The 25,646-nt window shown below is 70.9% G+C and carries 23 protein-coding genes; 14 read left to right on the top strand and 9 right to left on the bottom strand.

The annotated features are described in order from the left end of the window. Window positions 1-149 precede the first annotated feature (149 nt). Window positions 150-1,037, top strand: coding sequence for an alpha/beta hydrolase family protein (locus OHA21_RS03980; protein WP_328470233.1), 888 nt, complete (start codon window positions 150-152; stop codon window positions 1,035-1,037). A gap of 260 nt (window positions 1,038-1,297) precedes the next feature. On the opposite strand, the gene OHA21_RS03985 is transcribed toward OHA21_RS03980, so the two are convergent. Further along, window positions 1,298-1,915, bottom strand: coding sequence for a hypothetical protein (locus OHA21_RS03985; RefSeq protein ID WP_328470235.1), 618 nt, complete (start codon window positions 1,913-1,915; stop codon window positions 1,298-1,300). Between the two features lie 161 nt (window positions 1,916-2,076). On the opposite strand from OHA21_RS03985, the gene OHA21_RS03990 reads away from it, so the two are divergent. From OHA21_RS03990 to OHA21_RS04025, 8 genes are all read left to right on the top strand, one after another. Further along, window positions 2,077-3,300, top strand: a complete 1,224-nt coding sequence (locus OHA21_RS03990) for an efflux RND transporter periplasmic adaptor subunit (RefSeq protein ID WP_328470237.1) — start codon at window positions 2,077-2,079, stop codon at window positions 3,298-3,300. Window positions 3,301-3,333: 33 nt separating this feature from the next. After that, window positions 3,334-4,083, top strand: a complete 750-nt coding sequence (locus tag OHA21_RS03995; protein WP_328470239.1) for a response regulator transcription factor — start codon at window positions 3,334-3,336, stop codon at window positions 4,081-4,083. Next, complete coding sequence (locus OHA21_RS04000; RefSeq protein WP_328470241.1) at window positions 4,080-5,507, top strand: sensor histidine kinase; 1,428 nt, start codon at window positions 4,080-4,082, stop codon at window positions 5,505-5,507. The genes OHA21_RS03995 and OHA21_RS04000 overlap by 4 nt, the downstream gene beginning before the upstream one ends. A gap of 91 nt (window positions 5,508-5,598) precedes the next feature. After that, the gene (locus tag OHA21_RS04005; RefSeq protein ID WP_328470243.1) at window positions 5,599-6,768 is read left to right on the top strand and encodes an efflux RND transporter periplasmic adaptor subunit; all 1,170 of its coding nucleotides are present in this window, start codon (window positions 5,599-5,601) and stop codon (window positions 6,766-6,768) included. Continuing rightward, window positions 6,765-7,475 (top strand): ABC transporter ATP-binding protein, encoded by a 711-nt coding sequence (locus tag OHA21_RS04010; RefSeq protein ID WP_328470245.1) that lies wholly within the window; start codon window positions 6,765-6,767, stop codon window positions 7,473-7,475. Before OHA21_RS04005 ends, OHA21_RS04010 begins: the two co-directional genes overlap by 4 nt. Continuing rightward, window positions 7,472-8,662: an ABC transporter permease gene (locus OHA21_RS04015; protein WP_328470247.1), complete on the top strand. Its 1,191-nt coding sequence runs from the start codon at window positions 7,472-7,474 to the stop codon at window positions 8,660-8,662. Before OHA21_RS04010 ends, OHA21_RS04015 begins: the two co-directional genes overlap by 4 nt. Window positions 8,663-8,680: 18 nt before the next feature. Further along, complete coding sequence (locus OHA21_RS04020) at window positions 8,681-9,244, top strand: hypothetical protein (RefSeq protein WP_328478278.1); 564 nt, start codon at window positions 8,681-8,683, stop codon at window positions 9,242-9,244. A 193-nt stretch (window positions 9,245-9,437) separates the two neighbouring features. After that, window positions 9,438-9,677 carry a hypothetical protein gene (locus tag OHA21_RS04025; protein ID WP_328470249.1) on the top strand — a complete coding sequence of 80 codons (240 nt, stop codon included), beginning with the start codon at window positions 9,438-9,440 and terminating at the stop codon, window positions 9,675-9,677. A gap of 172 nt (window positions 9,678-9,849) precedes the next feature. On the opposite strand, the gene OHA21_RS04030 is transcribed toward OHA21_RS04025, so the two are convergent. Next, window positions 9,850-10,857, bottom strand: coding sequence for a TerC family protein (locus OHA21_RS04030; protein WP_328470251.1), 1,008 nt, complete (start codon window positions 10,855-10,857; stop codon window positions 9,850-9,852). A 743-nt stretch (window positions 10,858-11,600) separates the two neighbouring features. After that, window positions 11,601-12,362 carry a dioxygenase family protein gene (locus OHA21_RS04035; protein ID WP_328478280.1) on the bottom strand — a complete coding sequence of 254 codons (762 nt, stop codon included), beginning with the start codon at window positions 12,360-12,362 and terminating at the stop codon, window positions 11,601-11,603. 431 nt (window positions 12,363-12,793) lie between these two features. On the opposite strand from OHA21_RS04035, the gene OHA21_RS04040 reads away from it, so the two are divergent. The 4 genes from OHA21_RS04040 (at window position 12,794) to iolB (ending at window position 16,817) form a co-directional block, all read left to right on the top strand. Next, on the top strand, window positions 12,794-13,444 hold the full coding sequence (locus OHA21_RS04040) for a GOLPH3/VPS74 family protein (protein WP_328470253.1): 651 nt from the start codon (window positions 12,794-12,796) through the stop codon (window positions 13,442-13,444). A 51-nt stretch (window positions 13,445-13,495) separates the two neighbouring features. Further along, window positions 13,496-15,004, top strand: a complete 1,509-nt coding sequence (locus OHA21_RS04045; RefSeq protein ID WP_328470255.1) for an APC family permease — start codon at window positions 13,496-13,498, stop codon at window positions 15,002-15,004. Next, a complete protein-coding gene (locus OHA21_RS04050; RefSeq protein ID WP_328470257.1) occupies window positions 15,001-15,600 on the top strand; it encodes a GNAT family N-acetyltransferase in 600 nt (199 codons plus the stop codon). The genes OHA21_RS04045 and OHA21_RS04050 overlap by 4 nt, the downstream gene beginning before the upstream one ends. Before the next feature lie 281 nt (window positions 15,601-15,881). Further along, a complete protein-coding gene (iolB, locus tag OHA21_RS04055; RefSeq protein ID WP_328470259.1) occupies window positions 15,882-16,817 on the top strand; it encodes a 5-deoxy-glucuronate isomerase in 936 nt (311 codons plus the stop codon). Window positions 16,818-16,832: 15 nt separating this feature from the next. Here iolB and OHA21_RS04060 read toward each other — a convergent pair whose 3' ends face one another. The 5 genes from OHA21_RS04060 to OHA21_RS04080 all read right to left on the bottom strand — a co-directional run bounded on the left by OHA21_RS04060 (window position 16,833) and on the right by OHA21_RS04080 (window position 20,874). Continuing rightward, window positions 16,833-18,743 (bottom strand): LysM peptidoglycan-binding domain-containing protein, encoded by a 1,911-nt coding sequence (locus OHA21_RS04060; protein ID WP_328470261.1) that lies wholly within the window; start codon window positions 18,741-18,743, stop codon window positions 16,833-16,835. Window positions 18,744-19,020: 277 nt separating this feature from the next. Further along, the gene (locus tag OHA21_RS04065) at window positions 19,021-19,716 is read right to left on the bottom strand and encodes a TIGR03089 family protein (protein ID WP_328470263.1); all 696 of its coding nucleotides are present in this window, start codon (window positions 19,714-19,716) and stop codon (window positions 19,021-19,023) included. 28 nt (window positions 19,717-19,744) lie between these two features. Then, a complete protein-coding gene (locus OHA21_RS04070) occupies window positions 19,745-20,026 on the bottom strand; it encodes a peptidoglycan-binding protein (protein ID WP_328470264.1) in 282 nt (93 codons plus the stop codon). A 180-nt stretch (window positions 20,027-20,206) separates the two neighbouring features. Further along, window positions 20,207-20,677, bottom strand: coding sequence for a DUF732 domain-containing protein (locus OHA21_RS04075; RefSeq protein ID WP_328470265.1), 471 nt, complete (start codon window positions 20,675-20,677; stop codon window positions 20,207-20,209). After that, on the bottom strand, window positions 20,674-20,874 hold the full coding sequence (locus OHA21_RS04080) for a hypothetical protein (protein ID WP_328470267.1): 201 nt from the start codon (window positions 20,872-20,874) through the stop codon (window positions 20,674-20,676). Before OHA21_RS04080 ends, OHA21_RS04075 begins: the two co-directional genes overlap by 4 nt. A gap of 259 nt (window positions 20,875-21,133) precedes the next feature. Between OHA21_RS04080 and OHA21_RS04085 the strand changes: the two genes are divergently transcribed. After that, window positions 21,134-22,015, top strand: a complete 882-nt coding sequence (locus OHA21_RS04085; RefSeq protein WP_328470269.1) for a S1C family serine protease — start codon at window positions 21,134-21,136, stop codon at window positions 22,013-22,015. Between the two features lie 52 nt (window positions 22,016-22,067). Here the strand turns inward: OHA21_RS04085 and OHA21_RS04090 are convergent, their stop codons facing one another. Continuing rightward, on the bottom strand, window positions 22,068-25,556 hold the full coding sequence (locus tag OHA21_RS04090) for an ABC transporter ATP-binding protein/permease (protein WP_328470271.1): 3,489 nt from the start codon (window positions 25,554-25,556) through the stop codon (window positions 22,068-22,070). Window positions 25,557-25,646: the final 90 nt, after the last annotated feature.

Genomic DNA, 25,646 nt, shown 5'->3' on the forward strand with positions numbered 1-25,646 from the left:
GAAGACCCTGGCACCGGATTTCAGTGGATGAAATTTCCGGGATGTTGCCGGGCTATGACACGACGCCGGTGATTTCGCCGATGCGGCACCCGCCGCGACCCGCTGAAACTGACGCTCGTCGATCCAATCCCCGGTAAAGGAGATTCGACGTGCAACTGTCATCCGTCCCCACCCGGGCTCGCCGGTTCCTCGTCACGGCGGCCACCGCTCTCGCCCTCGTCGCCGTTCCCGGCGCCACCGCCGCACAGGCCGCCGACAACCCGTACGAGCGGGGCCCGGCGCCCACCCGGGCCGCCCTCGAGGCGTCCCGCGGCCCGTACAGCGTCTCCACCACGTCCGTCTCCCGCCTCGCGGCCACCGGATTCGGCGGCGGCGAGATCTACTACCCGAGCACCACCAGCGACGGTACGTTCGGCGCGATCGCGATCTCGCCGGGCTTCACCGCGTACTGGTCGAGCATCTCCTGGCTCGGGCCGCGCCTGGCCTCGCACGGCTTCGTGGTCATCGGCATCGAGACCAACACCACGGCCGACCAGCCGGCTTCGCGTGGACAGCAGTTGCTCGCCGCGCTGGACTACCTGACCCAGCGCAGCTCGGTGCGCACCCGGATCGACTCGTCCCGGCTGGCGGTGGCCGGCCACTCGATGGGCGGCGGCGGCAGCCTGGAGGCGGCCAGTGACCGGCCGTCCCTGCAGGCCGCGGTCCCGCTGGCGCCGTGGAACCTGGACAAGTCGTGGAGCGAGCTCCGCGTGCCGACCCTGATCATCGGTGGCGAGAGCGACTCCATCGCCTCGGTGAGCAGCCACTCGATCCCGTTCTACAACAGCATCCCGTCGTCGGCGGAGAAGTCGTACCTGGAGCTCAACAACGCCAGCCACTTCTTCCCGCAGACCACCAACACGCCGACCGCGGTGCAGATGGTCTCCTGGCTGAAGCGGTTCGTCGACAACGACACCCGCTACGACCAGTTCATCTGCCCGGGCCCGAGCACCGGCCTGTCCATCTCGGACTACCGGAGCACCTGCCCGCTGAGCTGATCATCGATGCAGCCCTGAGCGCCAGCCGGTCTGTCCGGCCGGCGCTCAGGGTCGTTGAAACCCCGCCGGAACAGCCCTGAGGACCAGCCGATGGGTTGGGGTGAGCGGGACCGCCTGGTGTTTCCCGGCGGTCGCGCTGGGGCCCGGCTCCGCGCCTGGATCGCGCGGTAGCGGGGTACTCCTTCGAAAACTCGTACCGAAAAAATGGCCGTGCCGGCGCAGCGAACGACGGGGGGACGTGCTGCGCCGGCACGGAGTTTCTAGGAAGCGGCGGAAGCCGCGGCGGTGGGCTTGAGCACCGCGCAGGTCTCCACGGCCTTCTGCACCGTCGCGTCGGTGGTGTCCAGATCGGCGGTGCCGGTGACGCCGTTCTCCTTGAGGCAGTTGGTGTAGGCGGCGTTCGCGCCGTTGTCGCGGTTGCCGCGGCCGGCGCCCATGCTGGGTCGCACCGAGGCACAGGCCGACTGGGCCTTCTCCCAGGTGGCGTCGTCCACGCCTTCCGGCTTGCTGAAACCGCCGCCGCCGGGGAAGCCGCCGCCACCGCGCGGGCCGGCGCTGCCGTCGGGGCGTGGCTGACCGGACGGCATGGCGCGGGGCTGGCTGCCGTCCGGACCACCCTCCGGTGCACCGGACGGGCGGACGCCGCCGGGGCCACCGCCGGGGCCGCCGGACGGCATCGTGATGGTCACGCCGTTCTCGTTGAGGCAGCTGAGGTACGCGGCGAACGCGTTGTTCCCACCGCCACCGTTCTGGGCGGACGAGGTGTTCGCCGTGCTCTCGGAGTCCGAGCCGCCGCAGGCCGCCGTGAACAGCATCGCCACGGAGGCCGCCAGCAGGGCGGCGGCGCGGCGGTGCGCCTTCGAACTGACAACCGGCACGTTGGGTCTCCTTCGTCGGGGGTGGGACGAGGGACAGGAAAGCGGCGCCACCTGTGCGGAAGATCGGACGACCCTAGGAGTTTCGTAAGAGCCGCGGCTCCTAGCGAACTCCCAGGTGGGACCTAGCCCGCGGCGAGGACGGCTGCGCAGACTCCTCGCCCATGGGTGTTGCAATGGCCGGTCGCCGGCGTTTGATCTGGTCCGGCGTGGCGGTCGTCGTGCTCGCGTTGCTCGCCTTCGGCGTGGTGCGGGCGCTGACGGCCGGCGCCACGCAGAAGGACACGAAAGCGGCCGGGACCGCCACCGTCGACAAGGGGACGGTGACCACCGAGGTCGCCACCACCGGCACGTTGCAGGCGGCGCAGACGCGCAGTCTGTCGTTCGCGGTCTCCGGCACGGTGGAGGCGGTGAAGGTGCGGGCGGGCACCACGGTGGCGGCGGGCGACGTGCTCGCCACGGTGGACGACGCGGACGCGGCCGAGGCGGTGGACGACGCTGCTGAAGCGCTTGCCGAAGCTGAGGATGCGCTGGACGAGGCGGAGGAGACTACGACGACGTCGTCGTCGTGTGCCGGGGTGAATGTGGCGGCAGCCTTCACCACCTCGCCCTCCGCGTCGCCGTCGCCGTCGCCGTCGCCGTCGCCGTCGGCGTCTTCCTCTCCCACGCCCGTAGCGTCCCGGACCGCAACGGCCGCGCCGACGAAGACGACAGCTCCGTCGAGGCCCAGCTCGCGTGCGCCGAGCTCGACATCGACCTGCCCGGCCGGCGGCGGCACCCGGAGCGGCGGGGACGCCATCCTCAGCGCCGAACAGCGGGTGAACCAGGCACGGCTGACGCTGGAGAAGGCGGAGGAGGCCCTCGCCGGCACCACCATCACCGCGCCGATCGCCGGGAAGATCCTCACGGTCGGTGGCAAGGTCGGCAGCCAGGTCAGCTCCGGGTCGGCGTTCATCACCCTGGCCGATGTGTACGACATGCAGATCAGCGCCGACTTCCCGGAGGCCGACGCCGACCACCTCGCGGTCGGCCTGGCCGCGGTCGTGACCCTGGCCGACCGGGCGGGCGAGACGTTCGGCGCCACCGTCGTGCAGGTCGACCCGGTCGGCACCAGCGACGGCACGCTGACCCGGTTCGGCGTGGTGCTCTCCTTCGACGAAGCGCCCGGCGAGCTGCTGGTCGGCCAGAGCGCGGCGGTCCGGGTGACCACGGGCAGCAAGGACGACGTGGTACGCGTACCGAGCACCGCCGTCCACGACGTCTCCGGCGAGACCGCCACGGTGCTCAAGGACGGCGCCGCCACCGAGGTGAAGATCGGCCTCCGCGGCGACCAGTACACCGAGATCACGTCCGGCCTGACTGAGGGGGATCTGGTGGCTCGCTCATAGGTTCTTCAAAGGCTGGCTTGGTAAGTCTGTGCGGTGCACTCCGAAAACCGTGGTTCCGTAGTCGTCAGTGACCCCGCGGCGCCTCCCGCCCGCGTCCTCGTCGTCGACGACGAGCCGAACATCTCCGCGCTGCTCAGCGCGACGCTTCGGCTGGTCGCCTTCGACGTCCGGGTCGCCGAGTCCGGGCACGCGGCCCTGGTGGCGCTGCAGGACTTCGAGCCGGACCTGATCGTCCTGGACGTGATGATGCCCGGCATGGACGGTTTCGAGGTGGCCCGGCGGCTGCGCGCCGCCGGGCACCGGGTACCGATCCTGTTCCTCACCGCCCGCGACGCGGTCGAGGACCGGATCCACGGGCTGTCAGCCGGCGCCGACGACTACGTGACCAAGCCGTTCAGCCTTGAGGAGGTCGTGCTACGGATCCGCGCGATCCTGCGGCGCAGCCAGCCGGACGAACCGCAACCGGAGACCGGCGTGCTGCGCTACGCAGACCTGGAGCTGGACGAGAACGCGCACGAGGTGCGGCGGGCCGGCCGGTTGATCGAGTTGTCCCCGACGGAGTTCAACCTGCTCCGCTACCTGATGATCAATGCCGGCCGGGTGGTCAGCAAGGCGCAGATCCTGGACCGGGTGTGGAAGTACGACTTCGGCGGCGACGGACGGATCGTCGAGTCCTACGTCTACTACCTGCGCCGCAAGATCGACCGGACCGATCCGCCGCTGATCCACACCGTGCGTGGCGTCGGCTACGCCCTCAGGTTGCCCCGCGGCGGCGAGGAATGATCCTTCGCTGGCGACATTGGACGCTGCGCTCGCGGCTCGTCCTGGTCGTCGGCGCCCTCTCCGCGGTCGCCCTGATCGTGGCGAACGTGGCCGGCCTCGTCCTCATCCGCGGTTACCTGCTGGATCGGGTCGACGAACAGTTGAAACCGATCAGCCGGATGATGGCCGACCCGAATCCTCCGCGCAGCGGCTTCCTGCCCCGCGCCCCGCGCCTCCGGATCGGCCCGGACCAGGTCATGTACCTCTACCTGCCGGACGGCACCCTCGATCCCGAGGTCAGCTCCATGGCCGATGCGACCAGGCCGGCGGCCCTGCCGATGGACGAGGTGCGGCAGCGCGTCGCCGCCGGGAAACCGTTCACCGTCTCCACGGCCGAGGGCGCCGACTGGCGGATGATCGCCGTTCCCTTCGGCCTGACCGGCGGATACGTCCTGACCGGCTCCTCGCTGCAGGAGGTCGAGCAGACCACCGAACGGCTGCTGCTGATCGACGCCGCCGTGATGGTGCTGATCCTCGGCCTGCTCGGGCTGGGCGCCGCGTTCGTGGTCCGGCTCGGGTTGCGCCCGCTCACCGAGATGGAACGGGTGGCCGCCGACATCTCGGCCGGCAACCTGTCCGGCCGGGTGCCCGACCCGGACCCGCACACCGAACCGGGGCGGCTCGGGCGGGCCCTGAACGCCATGCTGTCCCGGATCGAGAACGAGGTCGATGCGCGTACCGCCTCGGAGCAGCGGTTGCGGCAGTTCGTCGCGGACGCCTCGCACGAGTTGCGTACGCCGCTCACCTCGATCCGCGGTTTCGCCGAGCTGTACCGCCGCGGCGGGACGCCACCCGGCCCGGTCCTGGACGAGACGATGGCCCGGATCGAGGGCGAGGCCGGCCGGATGGGTGTGCTGGTCGAGGACCTGCTCATGCTCGCCCGCCTGGACCGGCAGCGCACCCTGGACCTGCGCCCGGTGGACCTGCTCGAGATCGTCCTCGACTCGGTCCGGGACGCGCACGCCCGCGCGCCGGACCGGACGATCCGGCTCGCCGACGACTTCGAGCCGGTGACCGTGCTCGGCGACGATCACGGACTGCGGCAGGTCGCCACGAACCTGCTGGCGAACGCGCAGAACCACACCCCACCGGGGACCACTGTGACGGTACGCGTGGGCCACACGCGGGACGCGCCGTCTTTGGCGATCCTGGAGGTCAGCGACAACGGGCCCGGGGTGCCGGCCGAACACGCGCCCCGGATCTTCGAGCGGCTGTACCGCGCGGACTCCAGCCGTACCCGGGTCAAAGGCGGCGGATCCGGGCTGGGCCTGGCGATCGTGGCGGCCATCGTGCAGGGCCACGGCGGCCGGGTGGAGCTGCACGACACACCCGGTGGCGGCGCGACGTTCCGGGTCCTGATCCCGGCCGTCCGGGAGACTTCCTAGCCGACTCCCAGGTTCCGCCGAAGATCCTCATAGCCCGCGCCCGCAGAGTGGCCGGCATGAAGTTGCTCAGCTTCCCCGCGGCGGAACACCGATGAAAAATCGCAGATGGAGCCGCCACCCGTCCCTGGTGGTGAACGCCGTGATCGGCGTGGCGCTCGTCGCCGGGGCCTTCACGGTGTACGAGACGTTCTCCGGTTCCGATGACGGGACGGCCGCCGTGGCCTCCGAACGTACGGTCCCGGTCCAGCAGGGCACGGTCACCAAGACCGCCACCGCGGACGGGACGCTGGAGAGCGCGAGCACCGCGACCGCCGGCTTCGAGACCAGCGGCACGGTCACCGAGGTGCGGGTCAAGGTCGGCGACAAGGTCAAGAAGGGCCAGATCCTCGCCAAGATCGACCCGGCCGCCGCGAACCGGGACCTGGACGCGGCCGAGGCCGACCTGGACGCCGCGCAGGACGCGCTGGACCGGGCCTCGGACACCTCGGACACTTCGGACGCGCAGAACCAGGTGGACGCGGCCGAGCTGAAGGTGGACGAGGCGGAGGCCGCGGTGGAGGGCACGGTCCTCAAGGCGCCGACGGCCGGCACGGTGACCGCCGTGAACGGAACGATCGGCAGCTCGTCAGGCTCCTCCGGCGGTTCGTCTCAGGGGGCTCAGACGGAGAGCAGCAGCAGTGGCAGCAGCGGCTTCGTGGAGATCGCCGACCTGACGAAGATGCAGGTCGCCGCGGCCTTCGCCGAGGCGGACGCGACCAGCCTCAAGGAGAACCAGGTCGCCACCGTCACCTGGAACGCGCTCAGCGGCGTCGAACAGAGCGCCAAGGTCGCCGCGATCGACCCGTCGGCGACCACCACCAACAGCGTCGTCACCTACGGCGTGACGCTCACCCTGGACGAGGTGCCCACCGGCGCCAAGGTCGGCCAGACCGTCTCGGTCGCGGTCACCACCGGCTCGGTGCAGAACGCCGTCCTGGTGAACGCGGCCGCCCTCACCACGGTCGGCAACCGGCACACCGTCACGGTGGTCGCCAACGGTGTCCAGGAGACCCGCTCGGTGGAGATCGGCCTGGAGGGCGACACGGCCACCCAGATCACCTCCGGGCTGACCGCGGGGGAGCAGGTCGTCGTGAAGACCACCACCTCGACCGGCACATCGCAGCAGGGTGGCGGCGGCTTCCCGGGCGGAGGCGGCTTCACCGGCGGCGGCGGAATGCCCGGCGGGGGCGGCATGCCCGGTGGCGGCGGGGCCGGCCGGTGAGCCGGCCGGTCCTGCAGGTCACCGACCTGAAGAAGATCTACGGTACGGGTGAGGCCACCGTGCACGCGCTGCGCGGAGTCTCGCTGACCGTCGAACGCGGCGACTACGTGGCGATCATGGGGTCGTCGGGTTCGGGCAAGTCGACCCTGATGAACATTCTCGGGGCGCTCGACATCCCCAGCTCGGGCACGTACCGGCTGGACGGGGTGGACGTCAGCCGGCTCTCCGACGCGCAGCTCGCCCTGGCCCGGAACCGGCTCATCGGCTTCATCTTCCAGGCGTTCAACCTGATCCCGCGGACCAGCGCCCTGGCGAACGTCGAGCTGCCTCTGGCGTACGCCGGGGTGAAACCGAAGGAGCGCCGCCGGCGCGCCCTGGAAGCCCTGGACGTGGTCGGCCTCGCGGACCGGGCCGGCCACGAGCCCAACCAGCTCTCCGGCGGTCAGCAGCAGCGGGTCGCGGTGGCCCGGGCGCTGGTCACCGAGCCGGCGCTGCTGCTCGCCGACGAGCCGACCGGCAACCTGGACTCCAAGTCCACCGAAGACGTGCTGCAGGTCTTCGAGGACCTGAGCGCGGCCGGCCGGACCATCGTGATCATCACGCACGAGGACGAGGTGGGCGCCCGGGCCAAGCGCCTGATCCGCCTGGTCGACGGGACGATCGTGCACGACGAGCGCCAGTACGCGGTGGGGCGGCACTACGCATGAGTCTCTTCGAGGTCATCCGGTTCTCGTTGCGCGGGCTCTCCGCCAACAAACTGCGTTCCGCGCTGACCATGCTTGGCATCCTGATCGGTGTCGCCGCGGTGATCCTGCTGGTCGCGGTCGGCAACGGCTCGGCCAAGGCGGTCAGCGACCGGATCGAGGCGCTCGGCACCAACACGATCACCGTGATGAGCACCAGCCGGGGCGGCGCCGGCCTCACCACGGGCAACGCCGAGGCGCTCGCCGACCCGGTGCTCGCGCCCGACGTCAAGTCGATCTCGCCGGTGGTCAGCGCCTCCGCCACCGTCACCTACGAAGGCGCCGAGCACGAGGTGAGCACGTTCGTCGGCACCACCCCGGCCTGGTTCACCGCCTCCAGCACCCCGGTCGGCCAGGGCGCGGCCTTCACCGACGACGACGTGGACCAGGGCCGGCGGGTCGTGGTGATCGGGCAGACCGTCGCCGAGGAGCTCTTCCCCGGCGTCGACCCGATCGACAAGCAGGTCACCGTCGGCGGCGCGCTGTTCACCATCGTCGGGGTGCTCGACGAGAAGAGCTCCACCGGCTTCCAGGACGCCAACGACACCGCGATCGCCCCGCTCACCGCGGTCCAGCAGGTGCTCACCGGGTACGGCGCGCTGACCTCGATCATCGTGGAGGCCGCCGACCCGGACAAGGTCGACGCCGTGCAGGGCCAGGTCTCCACGATCCTGAACCAGCAGCTCGACGTGTCGTCGTCCAGCACGAGCACGCCGTACCGGATCCAGAACGCGTCGTCCCTGCTGGAGACACAGACCGAGACCGCCGACACGTTCACCACGCTGCTCGGCGCGGTCGCCGCGATCAGCCTGCTGGTCGGCGGCATCGGCATCACCAACATCATGCTGGTCACGGTCACCGAACGGACCCGCGAGATCGGCATCCGCAAAGCCCTGGGCGCGCCCCGCCGGGTGATCCTGACCCAGTTCCTGATCGAGGCCACGCTGCTCAGCGTCATCGGCGGCGGCCTCGGGGTGGCGGCCGCGCTGATCGGCAGCCGGTTCGAGATCGTCGGCGTGCAGCCGGTGATCGTGCCCAGCTCGATCGGGCTCGCCCTGGGCGTCTCCATCGCCATCGGGCTGTTCTTCGGCGGGCTGCCCGCCGCCCGTGCCGCCCGGTTGCGGCCCATCGACGCGCTGCGCTACGAGTGAGGAAGCTCTGTGACCACGATGAACGACGAGACCGCGGTGCTGTCCCCGGTGCCCGCCGACGATCTCTCCGCTGAACTGGCCGCGTCGGCTCCCCGGCGCTGGTGGAACAAGGGCACCGTCGGGCTGGGCGTGGCGGCCCTGCTGATGGGTGGCTTCCTCGGTGGGGTGCAGGCGCAGAAGCAGTGGGGTACGGCTGAGACCAGCGCCGCCAGCGGCTTCCCGGGCGGCGGGATGCGGGGGAGCGGCGGGTTCCCGGGCGGGCTCAGCGCCAGTGGCGCCCCGGGCCTCGGCCAGGCCAACGCCAACGCCAACGCCGGCGCCAACGCCGGCGCCGGCCAGGATGCGGCGACCACGGCGGCGGCCGGCACCACCGGCAAGGTCAAGCTGGTCAACGGCAAGACCATCTACGTGGAGACCGAGGACGGCACCGTCGTGACGGTCAAGACCGACGGCGGCACCACCGTCTCCACTGCCAAGAAGGGCAAGCTGAGCGACGTGAAGGCCGGCGATGCGATCACCGTCCAGGGCTCGACCGGCGACGACGGCACGGTGACCGCCACCTCGGTGACCAGCACCAAGTGAGGCCGACGTCACCGGCCCCCGGTGACCAGCAACTTCGCCACTCAGAGTGACCGGCGCCACCGCCAGACGGTGGTGCCGGTCACTTTCGTACCAAGAGTTTTACCTGGTCGATTTGGGGATGATGCACGAACGGTGGATTGTTGTACCTGGAAGCGACGAGGCTTTCTCCGTCACTATCCGTCGAGGAGTTACCGTGCAGTTCATCCGCAACGCCCGTACCGCCCTGGCCGACCGCCGGACCGCCCGCCGCGCACACCGGCAGCTGAGCGAGGAGCTCGCGGCGTTCCGCACCGCGGCGGAGCGCACCGAGCTCGACCTGATGCTCGGCCGCCACACCGCCGAGGAAACCCGCGAGATCCAGCAGATCCTGAGCCGGCAGGACGCCGAGCGCCGCTACCGCGACACCCTCCAGGTAACCGGCTACCACGGCTGACCGCATTTCCAGGCGCCGACCGCGCCCTCAGGCGCCGACCGCGCCCCCACGCGCTGACCGCGCTCCGGGTGTCGGCCGCCGCATTCCCGGGTGCCGGCTGCCACTGCTGACCGGACAGCGAACTGCCCCCGGCGTTCACATGAGCGCCGGGGGCAGTTTCGTCGGACGGGGGTCAGTGGTCGGACTGCTGCTGCTTCTCCCTACTCGGCCGCAGGCTGCCGGCGTGCGCCTTGAGCGACGGATCCTTGCCCGACTTGATCAGGCTGGCCACCGTGGTGATCACCAGGATGCCGATGATCACGCCGAGCGACACCGGGGTGCTGACCTCGGGCACCGACTCGCTGATGTCCTTGTGGGCCCAGTGCAGCACCAGCTTCACACCGATGAACGCCAGGATGATCGACAAGCCGGTGGACAGGTAGACCAGCCGGTCCAGCAGACCCTTCACCAGGAAGAACAGCGCCCGTAGGCCGAGCAGCGCGAAGGCGTTGGCGACGAAGACGATGTACGCCTCCTCGGTCACGCCGAACACCGCCGGGATCGAGTCGAGCGCGAACAGCAGGTCGGTACCGCCGATCGCCAGCAACACCAGGAACAACGGCGTGAACATCTTCTTGCCGTCGACCCGGGTGATCATCTTGCCCTCGACGTAGTCGTCGGTCACCGGCAGGAACCGCCGCCCAGCCTTGACCAGGGCGTTCTCCCCGACGTCCGGATCCTCGTCCCGGTGCCGGAACAGCTGCACCGCCGTATAGAGCAGGATCAGGCCGAACACCAGGAACATGAACGAGAACAGGTTCAGCAGCGCGGCACCGAGCGCGATGAAGATGACCCGCAGGATCAGCGCGATGATGATGCCGAAGGTCAGCACCTCCTGCTGATACCGCTCCGGCACCGCGAACGTGCTCATGATGATCACGAACACGAAGAGGTTGTCGACCGACAAACTCTTCTCGACGATGTAGCCGGCGAAATACTCGGTGCCGTATTCCCAGCCGGAGATGCTCGCGAAGACTATGCCGAACGCGATCGCGACGGCGATGTAGAAGATTGACCAGGCGGCGGCTTCGCGGAAGCCGACGACATGTGGACGGAGCACCCCGAGAGTCAAATCGAGGGCGAGCAGGGCGACGATGACCCCGATGGTCACGATCCACCCGAGCGCGGAGACCTCAAGCATGCTTCACAGGATCTCCAAAGAAACTGCGAACATGCTGAGTAACCGGAGTTTCCGGACCCACGCTGGCTCACATAATCCAGTCAGGCAGGGCTCAAGGGGACATAGCGGTGGTCACCCTGGGCGATCTTGGTCACCCCCTTCCCCGGTACGCGCGACGAAAAGTCCCGCCACATCCCCGACCCAGCCGCCAGCCACCCCATGCCGCCCCCGCCGCCGGCCAATGCACAAACGCCGGCATCACCCCACCCCCAACTGCCGCCAAGCGCTGCTCCGCAGCGCGCAAGGCAGCCCTGCGCGTCAGCCCGCACCCTCAGCTGTCGCTGAGCGCTGCTCCGCAGCGCGGAAGGCAGCGCTGAGCGTCAGCCCGCGCCCTCAGCTGTCGCTGGGTGCTGCTTCGCGGCGGGGGAGGCAGCGTTGGGCGTGAGCTCGCGGTTTCGGCTGTCGCTGGGTGCTGCTTCGCGGCGGGGGAGGCGGCGTTGGGCGTGAGCTCGCGGTTTCGGCTGTCGCTGGGTGCTGCTTCGCGGCGGGGGAGGCGGCGTTGGGCGTGAGCTCGCGGTTTCGGCTGTCGCTGGGTGCTGCTTCGCGGCGGGGGAGGCGGCGTTGGGCGTCAGCTCGCACCCTCAGCTGTCACTGAGCGCTGCTTCGCAGCGCGGGAGGGAGCGCTGGCCGTCAGCCCGAAGTCTCGGCTGTCGCTGGATGCTGCGGAGCGGCGCGGAAGGCAGCGGTGGGTGACAGCTGCGGGGTCAGGCTGTTTGGAAGGAGCGCTTTGCCAAGCCCATCCAGAAGCCGTCGATGGGCTGCGAAGGGGCGGCCTCCGGGTCGCCGGAGGCGCCGAGGGTGAGGAACATCGGGGCGAAGTGCTCGATGGTCGGGTGCGCGTAGGGCATGCCGGGGGCGCGGCTGCGGAAGTCGGCCAGTTCGTCGACCGCGCCGCGGGCCAAGGCCTCGGCGGCCCAGGCGTCGAACTCGCGGGACCAGCCGGGCGCGGCCGCGTCAGGGCGCCAGTCGCGCAGGAACGGCAAGCCGTGGGTGGTGAAGCCGGAGCCGATGATCAGCACGCCTTCGTCGCGGAGTGGGGCCAGCCGGGCGCCGAGGTCGAGCAGCTTGTCGGGCTCCAGAGTGGGCAGCGACATCTGCAGGACCGGGATGTCGGCCTCCGGGTACATCACGGTCAGGGGCACGTAGGCGCCGTGGTCGAGGCCGCGGTTGGTGCGGGCGGTGGTTTCGCTGTCCGGCATCAGGGCGGCGACCCGGTCGGCGAGGCCGGGTGCGCCGGGCGCACGGTATTGCACCTGGTAGTAGCGCGGCGCGAAACCGCCGAAGTCGTAGACCAGCGGGACCGTTTCGGTGGCGCCGAGCATCAGCGGCGCCGACTCCCAGTGCGCGGAGGCCACCAGGATGGCCCGCGGCCGGGGCAGGCCGGCGGCGAGGTCGCGCAGCTGGGCGACCCATGCCGGGTCGTCGACGAGCGGCGGGGCGCCGTGACTGAGAAAGAGAGCGGGCATCCGCACGATGACCTCCGTTGAAACTTCAACTTTCTCGACCCACGCTACGCGGAATTTGTTGATGCCGCAACTATCCCCGCGCGTAATTACTTAGCGTATAACTTTGCGAAGATTCGTGACGCTCCGCGCCCATCGCCGACGATCTCGCCCGACATTTCGATCACTCGAAATAGCTAAATATCGAGGATATTGGATCGACATGGTCGTTTTATTGATCGATGCTCAAATTTCCTGTCCAGCAGTGTGATCAACAACGCCTACTGTGGATCGCGATTTTGTCGCATCTGGACGTTGCGCAGCGGGTCCGGACCTGGCAGGCTACTGCCGGTCGCGCTGGGGGGAGCGCAACGTAATTGCTTCGTGGAACCTCACCATAACTACGTTCGGTGAACTCGCGGGCAACTTCCCCGGCGTCGAGAGGAGAACCAGCAGTGGCGTCGCCGCCGCAGCTACCGCCCGCGGATGATCTCTACCTGACTGCTCACGACACGATCCGTGGCAAATCCCTGCTGTCACCGGCCACCCTCGGCCTCGGTCTCGGCGCGGCGCTCCTCGGTGAGTTGGTGTTGTGGCGGCGGATCGACCTGGTCGAGACCGAGCTCGTGATCATCGACGAGCGCCCGACCGGTGACGCCGCGACCACCGCCGTCCTCGAGCAGTTGCGGCGCGAGGCCGGCCAGCACGGCGTACGCAATTGGTTGTCGTATCTCTCCACCGGCATCGCCACCGACCTGGTCGAGCGCCGCCTCGCCCGGGCCGGGCTGATCAAGCGGGTGGAGAAGCGCGGCCTGCTCGGCACGAAGGTCTCCTTCGTGCCGGCCGACTCGATGACGGCCGGCTGGCCGGCCACCCGTATCCGTACCCGGGTCTCCCGCGACGAACCCCTCGACGTCGCCGACCTGCTGCTCGCCGGCCTGATCCTCGCCACGGGACTGGACCAGCACGTGCTGGCCACGCTCAACGCCCGCGACCGGGCCGCACTGTTCGACCAGTTCCGACGGCTCTTCCCAGCCATGTTGCAGCAGCTCGTCGCGCATGCCGAGGCGGCTGTCGGTGACGCCGTCATGGCCCGCCGCGCTTGAGCTGACAAACGCTGACAAAACAACCACCCCCCTCGTAAATCTGGAGTCCGCGTGTCCTCGACCGCAACCAAACCCCCCGGAAGTCAGCTCTCCGACGCGTTGGCCCGTGACCGGCTCGGCGTGGCCGCGATCGTCTTCTTCATGATGTCGGCGGCCGCCCCGCTGACCGTGGTCGCCGGCGTCGTGCCGACCGGCCTCGCGGTCACCGGCCTGACCGGCATCGCGATCGCCTTCCTCGCGGTCGCCCTGGTGCTGGCGATCTTCTCGGTCGGCTACGTCGCCATGGCGCGGCACATCGCCAACGCGGGCGCCTTCTACGCGTACGTCTCACAGGGTCTCGGCCGTCCGGTCGGTGTCGGCACCTCGTGGGTCGCGCTGCTGTCGTACAACATGTTCCAGGTCGCGTCCTACGGTGGTTTCGGCGCGATCGCCGAGCCGCTGTTCGCCGACTGGTTCGGCCTGAACATCCCGTGGTGGGCCCTCGCGCTGGCGACCTGGGCCCTGGTCGCCGTCCTCGGCGTACGCGACGTCGCCGTCAACGGTAAGGTCCTGGCCACCCTCCTGGTCGCCGAGATCGCGCTGACCCTGGTGTTCAGCTTCGCCGAGATCGGCGCGGACACCTTCACCGCCTCGACCGAGGCGCTCGACCCGGGCAACCTGGTCGGCGCCGGCGCCGGCGCGCTGCTGGTCATGGCGGTCACCGGCTTCGTCGGCTTCGAGCAGTCCGTGGTGTTCAGCGAGGAGTCGCGCGACCCGCGCCGTACCGTGCCGCGGGCCACCTACATCGCGATCGCCCTGATCGCCGTGGTGTACGCCTTCGCCTCCTGGGCGATGATCTCCGCCGCCGGGCCCACCGTCGTGGAGCGGGCCGGCGCCGAGGGCCCCGAGCTCTTCTTCAACCTCGCCTCCGACCAGCTCGGCAGCACCGCCCTGCACCTCGGGCACATCCTGTTCCTGACCTCGCTGATCGCCGCGATGATCTCGTTCCACAACATCATCGCCCGGTACATGTTCTCGCTCGGCCGCGAAGGCGTGCTGCCGCGCGCGTTCGGCCGGACCGTGCCCGGCACCGGCGCGCCGAAGAACGGCTCGCTCGCCCAGTCGGCGCTCGGCCTGATCGTCATCGTGGCGTACGCGGTCTTCGACTGGGACCCGCTGGTCCAGCTCTTCTTCTGGGGCGGCACCGGCGGCGGCCTCGGCGTGCTGCTGCTGGTCACCATCACCTCGTTCGCGGTGATCGGCTACTTCGCCCGCAACCCGCAGGGCGAGGACCTGCTGCACCGCGTGATCGCGCCGGTGGTCAGCTCGATCCTGCTGATCATCATGACCTACCTGGCCATCGACAACATCGCGGGTCTGCTCGGCGTGGAGGAGGGCAGCACGCCGGCGCTGGTCGTGCCGCTGTCGTTCGTCGCGCTCTTCATCGGCGGCATCATCTGGGGCCTGATCCTGCGCGGATCCCGGCCGCAGGTGTACGCCGGCATCGGCCTCGGCGCCCGCAGCGCCACGACCGCGGGCGGGTTCGCCGCTGCGCTGAACGAGCCGGAGGGCTACCGATGACCGACCCCGTGATCCGCCCGGCCCGTGAGGACGAGCTCGCCGCGATCGGCGCCCTGATCTCGAACTCGTTCGACGATCTCGCCGCGGACGCCTACCTGGTGCCGGTGCCGGCCGACCGGGAGCGGGTGATGGCCGACTTCTTCACCCTGGAGACCGAGACGGCCTTCAAGTACGGCAAGGTCGAGGTCATCGACCACCCGGACGGCGGGTATGCGGCCGCCGCGGTCTGGTTCGACCGGGTCAACGAGCTGCCCACGCCGGACGACTACATGGACCGGCTCGCCGCGCTGGCCGGCGAGCACCTCGAGCGCTTCGGCGCCCTGGGTGAGCTGTTCGAGAAGAACCACCCCACCGAGCAGCACTGGCACCTGCAGTTCCTCGCGGTCCGCCCGTCCGAGCAGGGCCACGGCCTGGGCGGCGCGCTGATGAAGCGCACCCACGATGAGCTGGACGCGGCCGGGGTGCCGGCCTACCTCGAGGCCACGAACGAGAACAACGTCCGGCTCTACCGCCGGTACGGCTACGAGCCGATGGACCCGTTCGAGATCTACCTGCCCGACGGCACGCCGTTCTACCGCATGTGGCGGGCCGTCTGACGTCCGCTGCGGAAGCCGGGGTACGGGTCACCCGTACCCCGGCTTTCTTTTACGCCGCGCCCGGCGGGTATTGACGCGGGCGCGGTGGCGTAATTACATCGAAACCAGGTCCGAACCCAGCGTCGCCGGTCCGTTACCGCTGGGTGACAACGGCGGAGGGAGCGGATCAGTGAACCTCCACCCTGGACGAAATCATCGGCTCCTCGAGGCGGTGACGTGCTCCGTCAATGACGCCGGAGCCGTCGCCGCCTCGTGGCGTTCCCCGGCAGCGGGTGCCGCTCATGCTTGAGCGGACCGGATGGCCGACCCGGGACCAGCCGGTGATGAACACGCCGCGGGTCAATCCGCTGGTGCGCCGCGGGAGTTCCGCCGAGCGCCCCTACGACGTGGTGGTCTCCCCGGAGAACGCGGGCTGGGACTTCAGCGGCCTGCGGGTCGTGCACCTGCCGGTCGGCGGCCGGGTCCGGTTCGTCACCGGCGGTGACGAGATGCTGGTCCTGCCGCTCTCCGGTGGCTGCGACGTGGCCTGCGACGACGAGCGGCTCACGCTGACCGGCCGGCGCTCGGTCTTCTCCCGGGTGACCGATTTCGCATATGTGCCACGGGACAGCACGGTCACCCTGCGCGCGCCCAACGGCGGCCGGTTCGCGCTGCCGGCCGCGCGGGCCGGGCGCAAGCTGCCGTTCCGCTACGGGCCGGCCGAGGACGTTCCGGTCGAGCTGCGCGGCGCCGGGCAGGCCAGCCGCCAGGTCAACAATTTCTGTACGCCGGAGAGCTTCGAGGCCGACCGCCTGATCGCCTGCGAGGTGCTGACCCCGGGCGGTAACTGGTCGTCGTACCCACCGCACAAGCACGACGAGGAGGGCGCGGGCGAGAGCAACCTCGAGGAGATCTACTACTTCGAGGTGGCGACCTCACCGGGCGGCGGCCCGGGCTGCGGCTTCCAGCGGGTGTACGGCCACCCCGACCGCCCGATCGACGTCTGCACCGAGGTGCGCAGCGGTGACGTCGTGCTGATCCCGTACGGCTGGCACGGCCCGTCGATGGCGGCACCCGGCTACGACCTCTACTACCTGAACGTGATGGCCGGCCCCGGTCAGCGGCGCTGGCTGGTCCGCGACGACCCGGCGCACGGCTGGGTGCGCGGGCGCTGGGCCGGCGAACAGATGGATCCCAGGCTGCCGCTCACCTCCGTCCGGGAACGCCGGCGGGGGTGAGCGGCAGCGCCGCTGTCAGCGTGCGGGCAGCGCCAGGATCTGTCCGGGAATGATCCGGTCCGGGTTGCTGATCACGTCCCGGTTGAGGGCGAAGATCTCCTGCCAGCGGTTCGCGTTGCCGAGTTCGGCGCGGGCGATCTCGCTGAGCGTGTCGCCGCGCTTCACCACGTACAGCCGGGGGATCGGCCCGGTCGGCTGACGCGGCGGCAGGACCAGCACCTGACCCGGGAAGATCCGGTTCGGGTTGCGGATCACCGCGCGGTTGAGCAGGAAGATCTCGGTCCACCGGTCCCGGTCGCCCAGCTCGTTCTGCGCGATCCGGGTGAGCGAGTCACCGCTGCGGACGGTGTAGGTCCGCGGCGGCTCCCGGCCGGGCAGCACGTCGGCGAGACGCAGCAGATCGGCCAGCTCGAAGGTGCCGGGTTTCGCGGCGGGCAGGGTCGGGTGCCAGGCCGGCAACTTGAGGATCGAGTCCTCGCTGCGGCGAACCAGCCCGACGAGGACCTCGGCGACCAGCGTGCTGCCGACCGGGCCCAGGTGGGCGCCGCCGTTGAAGTGCTGCGCCTCGGCAAGCACGTAGTACCACAGTGGAGTGCGGGACTGGAAGTCGCCGGCCTCCAGCGCGGCCCGCTGAGCCGGTGTGCCGGCCGCGGCGAGCAGGTCGTCCTTGCCCATCACCGGCACGCCGAGCAGGGCCGCGACGGCCTGGCCGGTGGGCAGGCGGAGCCGGTAGCCGCGGAGCAGATTGCGTACGGCGAGCCGGCCCGCGTCCGGCGGCGTCTCGGTCTGGCCGTCCACGGTCTGCAGGTTGAACAGCGCCCGTCCCCCGACGCGGGCGAGGTTCGTGTCGATCCGGCGGGTCTTCTGGCCGGCGTCCCCGATGATCCGCTCCCACTGGATGATCCAGTTCTCCGGCAGTCGCGGGCTGCCGCCCAGCTGCCCGCTGAGCGCGGTGAAGGTGAACAGTTGCTCCAGAGTGGCGTTCGGGAAGTTCAGGTTGAAGTTGTAGGTGCCGCGCACCATCGAGTGGCCGAACCGGTAGCCGGCGACGGCGAACTCCAAGGGCATGAAGAACGCGTCAGCGTACGGGTCGAACCAGCGGTTGCCGTTCGTGACGATGTCGTCGACGATCTCCGGGTCCGCGACCCGCTTCAGGAAGTCGTGCACGACGATGTGCTGGTAGTGCTGGCGCAGCACCCGGCGGGCCGCGGAGAACGACAGCCCCTGGTCGACCAGGGCGTTGTGCGCCTTCAGGAACGCCACGTGCAGCTGCGAGACGATGGTGTTCTCGTCGTTGCGCGGGTCGCCGATCAGCGCCGCCCGGTCGTGGGTGATGTCGTCGCTCTCCGGCTCCCGGGGCAGGTCGTTGTCGTCCGACTTGCCCGGCGGCCGGTCGAACGGCGGGCCGGTCTGCGGCAGGTTGACGACCGGGCCGACCCCGAGCTTGTCGCCGATCCGGGGCGCGGGCAGGCCGTACAGGCTGTCCAGGTCCAGGGTGGCGGTGCGCAGGTTGCGCAGGGCGTTGCGGATGTCGGCGAGCTGCAGCGGCGCCATGTTCGGGTCGAGCAGCTCGGCCATGGTTCCGGAGCCGAGCCCGGGCTGCTGTGCCTCGAGCGTGATGTCGTGGTCGATGAACTGACCGAGGTACGTGTACGCCGCCGGGATCGGGCTGTCCTCACCCCGCCGGTCGGCGTCCTCCATGGTCGCGCCGAGTGCCTTGAGCCGGGCCGGGGTGTCCGGTGACCGGGGGAGCAGATTCGCCTCGTCCTCCTGCAGGGTCGGGAAGAGCAGGTCGAAATCGTGGGTCCGTACCGGAGGGGTGAGGGCGAACGAGAGCCGGGACCGGGTGGCCACTTCGGCTACTTCGCTGCGGGCGGTGCTGACGTCCTGTTCGGTGATGGGGCGTCCGTGTCCGAGACGCGGCATGCTGATTTCCCTTCGCAGATGTCCTTGTGGGTGCAGTGCACCCGGGATCGCGACGGGCCGAAGGAGAGATCCGACCGGGGGCGGCCGTCGTTGGGGCGCCGGTGCGCACGTGGCGGCGCGCAGGAACCACCGGTACCTCTATGGCCGACACCTTAGGACGACCGCGCAAGGCCGGTCGGACAGGTAAGCGACAGTATTCGAGTTATTTCAGACTTCGAACGCTTTCAGCGGGTGTGCAACCTGAGCAGCCCGGCCCGGTCCAGGAAGCGCGCAGCGTTCACCAGACGTGGGTCACGCCCTCCGCGGAGATCCGTGCGTCGAGCCGGGACCGGTCCAGGTTGGCGCAGAGCACGATCGAGGCGCCGGCGGTGAGTGGCGCCAGCAGCCAGATCAGCGGCTCCTCGGACGTCGTCGTGTCGATCAGCACCCGGTCGCCCGCGGTCAGTCCACGGGACCGGGCCACCTCGCCGGCGACTGCTCCGTACTCGCCGAACGTCGTACCGTCCACAGTGGCGCTCGCGCCGGCGTCGACCATGCCGGCGGGTGGCGGGGCGCCCAGGTGCGGGCGGGCGGCCTGCATGAAGTCGCGGTAACCGTCCGGTGCCGGCGAGTTCGCGGAGGCGAGGTCGAGCACGAATCGGTGCCGCGCCCGGGGCACGTCCTCCAGCCAGCTGTCCACCCGCCGCCGGTCCACGAACGTGGCGTCCGGCTCCGGGCCGGCGTCGCGGTCCAGCCCGGCGGTGGCCCAGCCCTGGAACGACACCTCGATCCCGGCCGCCCACGCGCCGAGCAGCACGGCCGCGGTCTGCCAGTGCGGTGGCAGCAGCACACCCGCCCGGCTGCCGCGCGGCAGACCGCACTCGCCGGACAGCAGCGAGGCCGTCGCCCCGGCCCAGGCGCCCAGGTCGGTGGCGGAGAGGCCGGCCCGTTCGCCGGTCGCGTCGTCGTAGAAGGTGACCAGTTCCGTACTCATCGGGCCATCACCCTAACGGCGGCCGGGCTCAGGCGGCCCGCAGCCCGGTCAACTCGCGAGCCTCCGCCGCGTACCGGGCAAGCAGATGGACCGTCTGTGGCCCGGCCTCGCCGTCGGCCGTCAGGCCGGTGCGTTGCTGAAAGTAACGCACCGCCTGAGTCAGCTCGGTGTCGTCCGGGCCGATCCGCACGCCCAGGTCGGCGAAGAGCGCGCGCAACGCCGCCGGGTCGGCCGGCGGCGCCGGCTCGGACCACCCGATCAGGCCACCGACGGCCGTGCCGACCACGCTGAGCATTCCCCGTGCGGACATCGCGACCTCCCGTTGCGAGCTGATGGATCCAGCATCGCGAGGGGGCCTGTGCGGCACATCCGGCGGAGGTCTGCACCTGCTGTGCCGCTCTGCGACTTTCGGCCGAGGCTGCGGCTGCGGCTGCGGTTGCGGCTGCGGCTGCGGCTGAGGTTGCGGCTGCGGCTGCTGCTGCGGCCGGTTTTATGCGCGGCAGAGGAAGGTCCGGGCGAGGACGACCAGTTCGCGGGCGTCGGTGCTGGTCACGCCGTACCCGGTCAGTTCCGCGGCGGCCGCGGCCCGCTGCTGCCCGGCGGCCAGGAAGGTGCAGGCCGCGCCGCCGAGCTCGGCGATCTCTTCGGGCCGCCGGTCCACCGCGACCTCCGGCAGCTGCCCGCGCACCGCCGCGACGAAGCGCTCATCCGAACCGGGATCGCCGGCCGAACTCGTCACCGCCGGGCTCGTCACCGCCGGGCTCGTCGCGGCCGGCGTCGCGGCCGGGCTGGGTGCCGCGGCCTGCGTGGGCTGCTCCGGCGCCGGCACGCTGCCGGCCACGCTGGGAGCCGCGGGCGCCGACATGCCCGATTTCCATTCCGGTACGCCCGGAGCCGTCCCGCAGCCGGCAGCGATCATCGGTACGGCCGTCGCGGCGACCAGTAGCCCGAGCCGCCTCACGCCTTCCCGCCTTCCGCCTCGCCGGCCTCGTCCGGGGGAGCGGACGGGCGCAGGACATCCGGGTCGATCGGGCCGCGCCCGGCCGAGAGGCGCAGAGCGTCAGCCGGTTCGGTGATGGTCGGGCCGAACGGACGGCGTTCGACCGAGGTACGCGGACGGCCGATGCCGTCGCGCGGTGTGACATTCGTGGGGGACACGCGGGAGACCCTAGGCGCGACCGCCCGCTGATCCGGATGCCGCGCCGGAGTCACCCGGAAGGGGGACCGGCAGGCCGGCACGATCCAGCCGTTCGGCTTGCCGGCGGCGGCACGCTCTGCTGCCGGCGGCGGCACGCTCTGCTTGCCGGCGGCGGCATGCTCTGCTTGCCGGCGGTGGTCGCTCTGCTGCCGGCGGCATACAGCTAAGTCACAACCGGCTCACCGGTACGGGACAATTTGCCGGCGCACTGTCGATGACATGACCGACCTGATGACCCGCCCCGCCCACGACGACCGGACCGCCACCAGCGGCGGCGAGCGTGTCGTCGACCTGCCGCCGGTACCGCCCACCCACATCGCCCCGGAGATGGTGCAGCCGCCGCGGGACCCGCGATGGAAGCGCCGGGTGGCCGGTGGCGCCGCGATCCTCGTACTGATCGCCGGTGGTGGCAGCACCGGCGCTGTCCTGGCCGACCGCTACCTGGAGAGCCGCCCGGCCGCGGCCGCGGCGACCGTGACCACCCTGGCCGAGGGCAGCGACCTCGCCCCGATCGTGGCGAAGGTGCAGCCCAGCGTCGTCACCGTGCTGGTCGACAGCGCCCGCTCGTCGTCGCTCGGCTCCGGCGTGGTGCTCTCCGCGGACGGCCTGATCCTCACCAACAACCACGTGGTCGAGGCGGACGGGACGGTCAGCATCCGGCTCTCCACCGGCCAGACCGTCCCCGCGCAGGTGGTCGCCACCGACGCCACGCACGACCTCGCGCTGGTGCAGGCGACCGGCCTGTCCGGGCTGACGCCGGTCACGTTCGCCACCGACGACTCGGTGGCGGTCGGCGACACCGTTCTGGCGTTCGGGGCGCCGCTCGGCCTGGAGGGCACGGTGACCTCGGGCATCGTCTCCGCCCTCGACCGCAGCCTGGACACCGGCGACGAGAAGCTCACCGGCCTGCTGCAGACCGACGCCGCGATCAACCAGGGCAACTCCGGTGGCGCGCTCGTCGACATGTCCGGCCGGGTGGTCGGCATCAACGTCGCGATCGCCACCGCCGGCGACAGCACCGGCAGCGTCGGCCTGGGCTTCGCGATCCCCGCCGACACCGTGACCCAGGTCGTCAGCCAGCTCCAGGCCCAGGTCCGCTGACCTGTGTGGACTCTCCGGGCGCCCGCGCCGCGTCGACGGCGCGGGCACCCGGTCAGCCGGCCAGGTGGCCCCAGCGGTCGGCCAGCTCGTCCCAGGTGCCCTGGTCCTCGGCCCGGCCGCCGATCAGCACGACGACCTTGTCGGCCTGGGCCAGCGCGGCCCGTTTCGACGTGGAGCCGACCACGGTCACCCCGTGCGAGCGCAACGCCCGCCACAACTCCAGCTCGGTGGTCACGTCCAGCGCGGACGAGACATCATCCGCGATCAGCAGTTCGGTACGCGGAGCCAGCGCCCGGGCCAGCGCCAGCCGTTGCAGCTGCCCGCCGGAGAGCCGCGTCCCCTTGTGCCCGATGAGCAGCTGCAGCCCGCCACCGGCCGCGGTCAGGTCGTGTTCCAGCTGGGCGACCGACACCGCGTCCTCCGCGTCCACCTCGTGCCCGAGCTGGATGTTGTCGGCCACCGTCCCGGACAGCACCCGGGGCAGCTGAGCAACGTACCCCACCTGGTTGGGCCGCAGGAACATCTCCGGCTCACGGACCGGCTTGCCGTTCCACCGCAGCTCGCCGGTGTGGTGCACGATGCCGGCCAGGGCGCGCAGCAGCGACGACTTGCCCGACCCGACCGGCCCGACCACCAGCACCAGCTGTCCACGGTCGACGGTGAGGTCGATGTCGCGTACGCCCAGGGCGCCGTTCTCGTGCACCGCGCTGAAACCGTGCAGCTCCAACTGCTGCAGCGGCTCGCGTGCCGCCGTCGGCGGCGCCGGCGCCGTGCCCTCGGCCAGGTCCACACCCGGCACCTCCGACGAGTAGTCGGAGACGCCGGCCATCGCCACCGTCCGCTTGGTCCACACCCGCGCCGACGGGAAGTGCGAGACCAGCGACGCGGTCGTCCACGCGAACCACCGGGCCGACCCGAGCACGGCCACCGCGATCAGCGTGGCTGCCGCGGTGAGCTGCCCGTTCAGGTACATCCCCCAGGCGACGATCGGCAGCAGGCCGCTGGCGATCGACGGCGTGGAGCGGGCCCACACCTGAATGGCGATCTCGTGTCGTTGCAGCTCGCTGCGGGTCGCGTCGAGCCGGGCCAGGTGCCCGAGCACCGGCTCGGTGGCGCCGGCCAGCTTCACCGTGCGTGCCGCCGACAGCGACGAGACCAGCGAGGTCGCGAACGCCGCCCGGGCCGCCACGGTACGCCGTGCGGCCTGCTCCAGCCGCGGCCCGAACAGGGTCGCGGCCAGCCCCGACACCAGCATCGTCCCGACGAACAGCAGCGCCGGCACGAACGACTGCGAGGTCAGCGTCATGGCCACCACGACGAACAGCGCCACGCAGTTGTCGATCAGGTTGTCGGCGAGCATGACCACCCGCTCGGTGTCGCCGCCCTGGGCGACCACCTCGGCCGGGGTGTGCTTGCTGACCCGCCGCGGCCCGGTCTGGCCGTGCACCAGCCGCAGGCTGATCCGCAGCATCTGCCGCACCCACCACTCCGGGAACCAGGCGCCGGTGAAGTACAGCGTCGGGATCAGCAGGATGAGCGCGGCGGCGATACCGGCCGCCGGGTACAGCGGGTTGCCGGTGCCGTCGACCACGTCGGCCCAGAGCAGCGGCAGGACCGCCCCATCCAGCCCGAACAGCACGAGCAGCAGGAAGAGCGAGACCGCGCCCAGCCCGTACCGCGCGTCGTTGGTGGCCAGCCGGGTGATCTCCCGCATGGTGTGCGCCTGCGGTGGCTCCGGCAGCGGTGGCGGCTCCACTGTGGGCAGCGGGTTCGCCAGCGCGTCCGGGCCGAGCTCGACCTGCACCGCGGTGTCCCAGTCCCGCTCGTTCTCGCTGAGCAGCGCACTGCCCGACCCGCTGCGGGCCACCGGGACCGCCAGGTTGCTGCTGGCCATCAGCTCGGCGAACCGTTGCGACTCGCGCAGCGGCCCGGACTCGAGCACCCGGCCGTCGGCGAGCACGACCACCTCGTCGCAGCGCTGCACCGAGGAGAGCCGGTGCGCGACGATCACGCCGATCCGGCCCTGCAGCAGCCGGTCGGTGGCCCGCTGCACCCAGGACTCGGTCACCGGGTCCATCCGGGCGGTGGCCTCGTCGAGGATCACCACCTGCGGGTCGCGGACCAGGATGCGGGCGAACGCCACCAGCTGCTCCTGCCCGGCGGACAGTTTGTAGCCGCCCTCGCCGAGCTTGGTGTCGATGCCGTCGGGCAGGCCGGCCACCCACGCCGACAGACCCAGCTCGTCGATCGCCCTGGCGGCCCGGGGCTGCAGATCCTCGTCGAAGAGCGCGATGTTCTCGGCGAGGGTGCCGGCCAGGATCTCGGTGCGCTGCGGGACGATCGCGGTCCACCGGCGCAGCCCCTCCACGCCGATGTCGTTGATGTCGGTCCCGCCGAGGAAGACCGTGCCGCGCGGCACGTCCACGGCCCGGGTGAGGATCTTGGCCAGGGTGGACTTGCCGGAACCGGTCCGGCCGATCAACGCGTACGACCGGCCGCGCGCGAACGTCACGCTGACGTCATGCAGGGCGGGTGGACGCGTGCTGTCGCTCTCGCCGTAGCGGAAGGTCAGGTTGCGGATCGCCAGGTCGCCGTCGGCCGGCGGCACGCCGTCGGTGGGCTCCTGCGGCACGTTGCTGAGCAGCTGCACCCGGCTCCAGGCGCCGAGCGCGTTCTGCAGCTCGGGGACCATCCGGGTGACGTGCTCCAGGGTGCCGCCGAAGCCGAGCGCGAGCAGCCAGACCGCGGTCAGGCGGGCGCTGTCGATGTGCCCGGCGACCAGGGCCCAGGCGCCGGCCACGACAAGAGCGGCGATCAGCGTACGGGTGATCGCGCCGGCCCCCATGGTGATCTTCGAGGACGCGCGCCAGACGCGGCGGCCCCGGACCAGGACCTCGCGGGCTCTGATCGCGTAGAGCCTCTGCACGTAGGGCGCGGCGAGGCTGGTGCGCACGTCGTCCTGCCCGTGGATGGCCTCCTCCATCACCGCCGCCAGGTCGGACCAGGCCTCCTCCTCGTGGATCCGGATCGGGCCGATCCGCTGCACCGGCTTGTTCATCGTGACGAAGAGCAGGATCGACACCAGGATCATGGCGATCGCGGCCGGCCACCAGACGAAGAACGCGGTGACGATCGAGAGCGTCGCGAGGGCCATCGACTGGGCCAGCCGCACACCGGAGCCGCGCAGCTCGGCGCCGACCTGGTAGACGTCCGAGTCGATCCGGTCCAGCAGCTCACCGACCGGCGTGTTCTCCAGCGTGGGCAGCGGCTGCCCGAACGCCACCCGGTTGAGGCCGCGCCGGACGCGGGCCGCCCAGTCCGCGGTCAGCCGGGCCACCAGCAGCCCCACCGACACGTCGGTGAGCACCGCGGCCCCGAGCGCCGCGGCGAGCAGCATGAACAGCGGAACCGACCGGTCGACCAGCACCGGACCGGCCAGCGCCAGCGCACCCGCCGACCCGGCCGCGCCCAGGACGATCAGGAACGCGACGAGCGCGGTGCGACTTCGGCTTGTGGCCCACAGGTCGCGGAGCAGACGCATGAACAGTCCTCGGGGCGGTAGGGGAAGGCGGTGACCCCATCCTGCGTGGATTCGGGAGGCTGCCTCAACCGGTTTATTCCCGGCATTCCA

The sequence above is a fragment of the Actinoplanes sp. NBC_00393 genome (assembly GCF_036053395.1).
Lineage (GTDB): Bacteria > Actinomycetota > Actinomycetes > Mycobacteriales > Micromonosporaceae > Actinoplanes.

Excerpts from the sequence above, each read along its gene's own strand:
- OHA21_RS04065 (WP_328470263.1), bottom strand. The coding sequence starts at position 19,716 with ATGAGTACGGAACTGGTCACCTTCTACGACGACGCGACCGGCGAACGG.
- OHA21_RS04000 (WP_328470241.1), top strand. The coding sequence starts at position 4,080 with ATGATCCTTCGCTGGCGACATTGGACGCTGCGCTCGCGGCTCGTCCTG.
- OHA21_RS04070 (WP_328470264.1), bottom strand. The coding sequence starts at position 20,026 with ATGTCCGCACGGGGAATGCTCAGCGTGGTCGGCACGGCCGTCGGTGGC.
- OHA21_RS04060 (WP_328470261.1), bottom strand. The coding sequence starts at position 18,743 with ATGCCGCGTCTCGGACACGGACGCCCCATCACCGAACAGGACGTCAGC.
- OHA21_RS04020 (WP_328478278.1), top strand. The coding sequence starts at position 8,681 with ATGAACGACGAGACCGCGGTGCTGTCCCCGGTGCCCGCCGACGATCTC.
- OHA21_RS04030 (WP_328470251.1), bottom strand. The coding sequence starts at position 10,857 with ATGCTTGAGGTCTCCGCGCTCGGGTGGATCGTGACCATCGGGGTCATC.
- OHA21_RS04090 (WP_328470271.1), bottom strand. The coding sequence starts at position 25,556 with ATGCGTCTGCTCCGCGACCTGTGGGCCACAAGCCGAAGTCGCACCGCG.
- iolB (WP_328470259.1), top strand. The coding sequence starts at position 15,882 with ATGCTTGAGCGGACCGGATGGCCGACCCGGGACCAGCCGGTGATGAAC.
- OHA21_RS04085 (WP_328470269.1), top strand. The coding sequence starts at position 21,134 with ATGACCGACCTGATGACCCGCCCCGCCCACGACGACCGGACCGCCACC.
- OHA21_RS04005 (WP_328470243.1), top strand. The coding sequence starts at position 5,599 with ATGAAAAATCGCAGATGGAGCCGCCACCCGTCCCTGGTGGTGAACGCC.
- OHA21_RS04035 (WP_328478280.1), bottom strand. The coding sequence starts at position 12,362 with ATGCCCGCTCTCTTTCTCAGTCACGGCGCCCCGCCGCTCGTCGACGAC.
- OHA21_RS04050 (WP_328470257.1), top strand. The coding sequence starts at position 15,001 with ATGACCGACCCCGTGATCCGCCCGGCCCGTGAGGACGAGCTCGCCGCG.
- OHA21_RS04015 (WP_328470247.1), top strand. The coding sequence starts at position 7,472 with ATGAGTCTCTTCGAGGTCATCCGGTTCTCGTTGCGCGGGCTCTCCGCC.
- OHA21_RS03990 (WP_328470237.1), top strand. The coding sequence starts at position 2,077 with ATGGGTGTTGCAATGGCCGGTCGCCGGCGTTTGATCTGGTCCGGCGTG.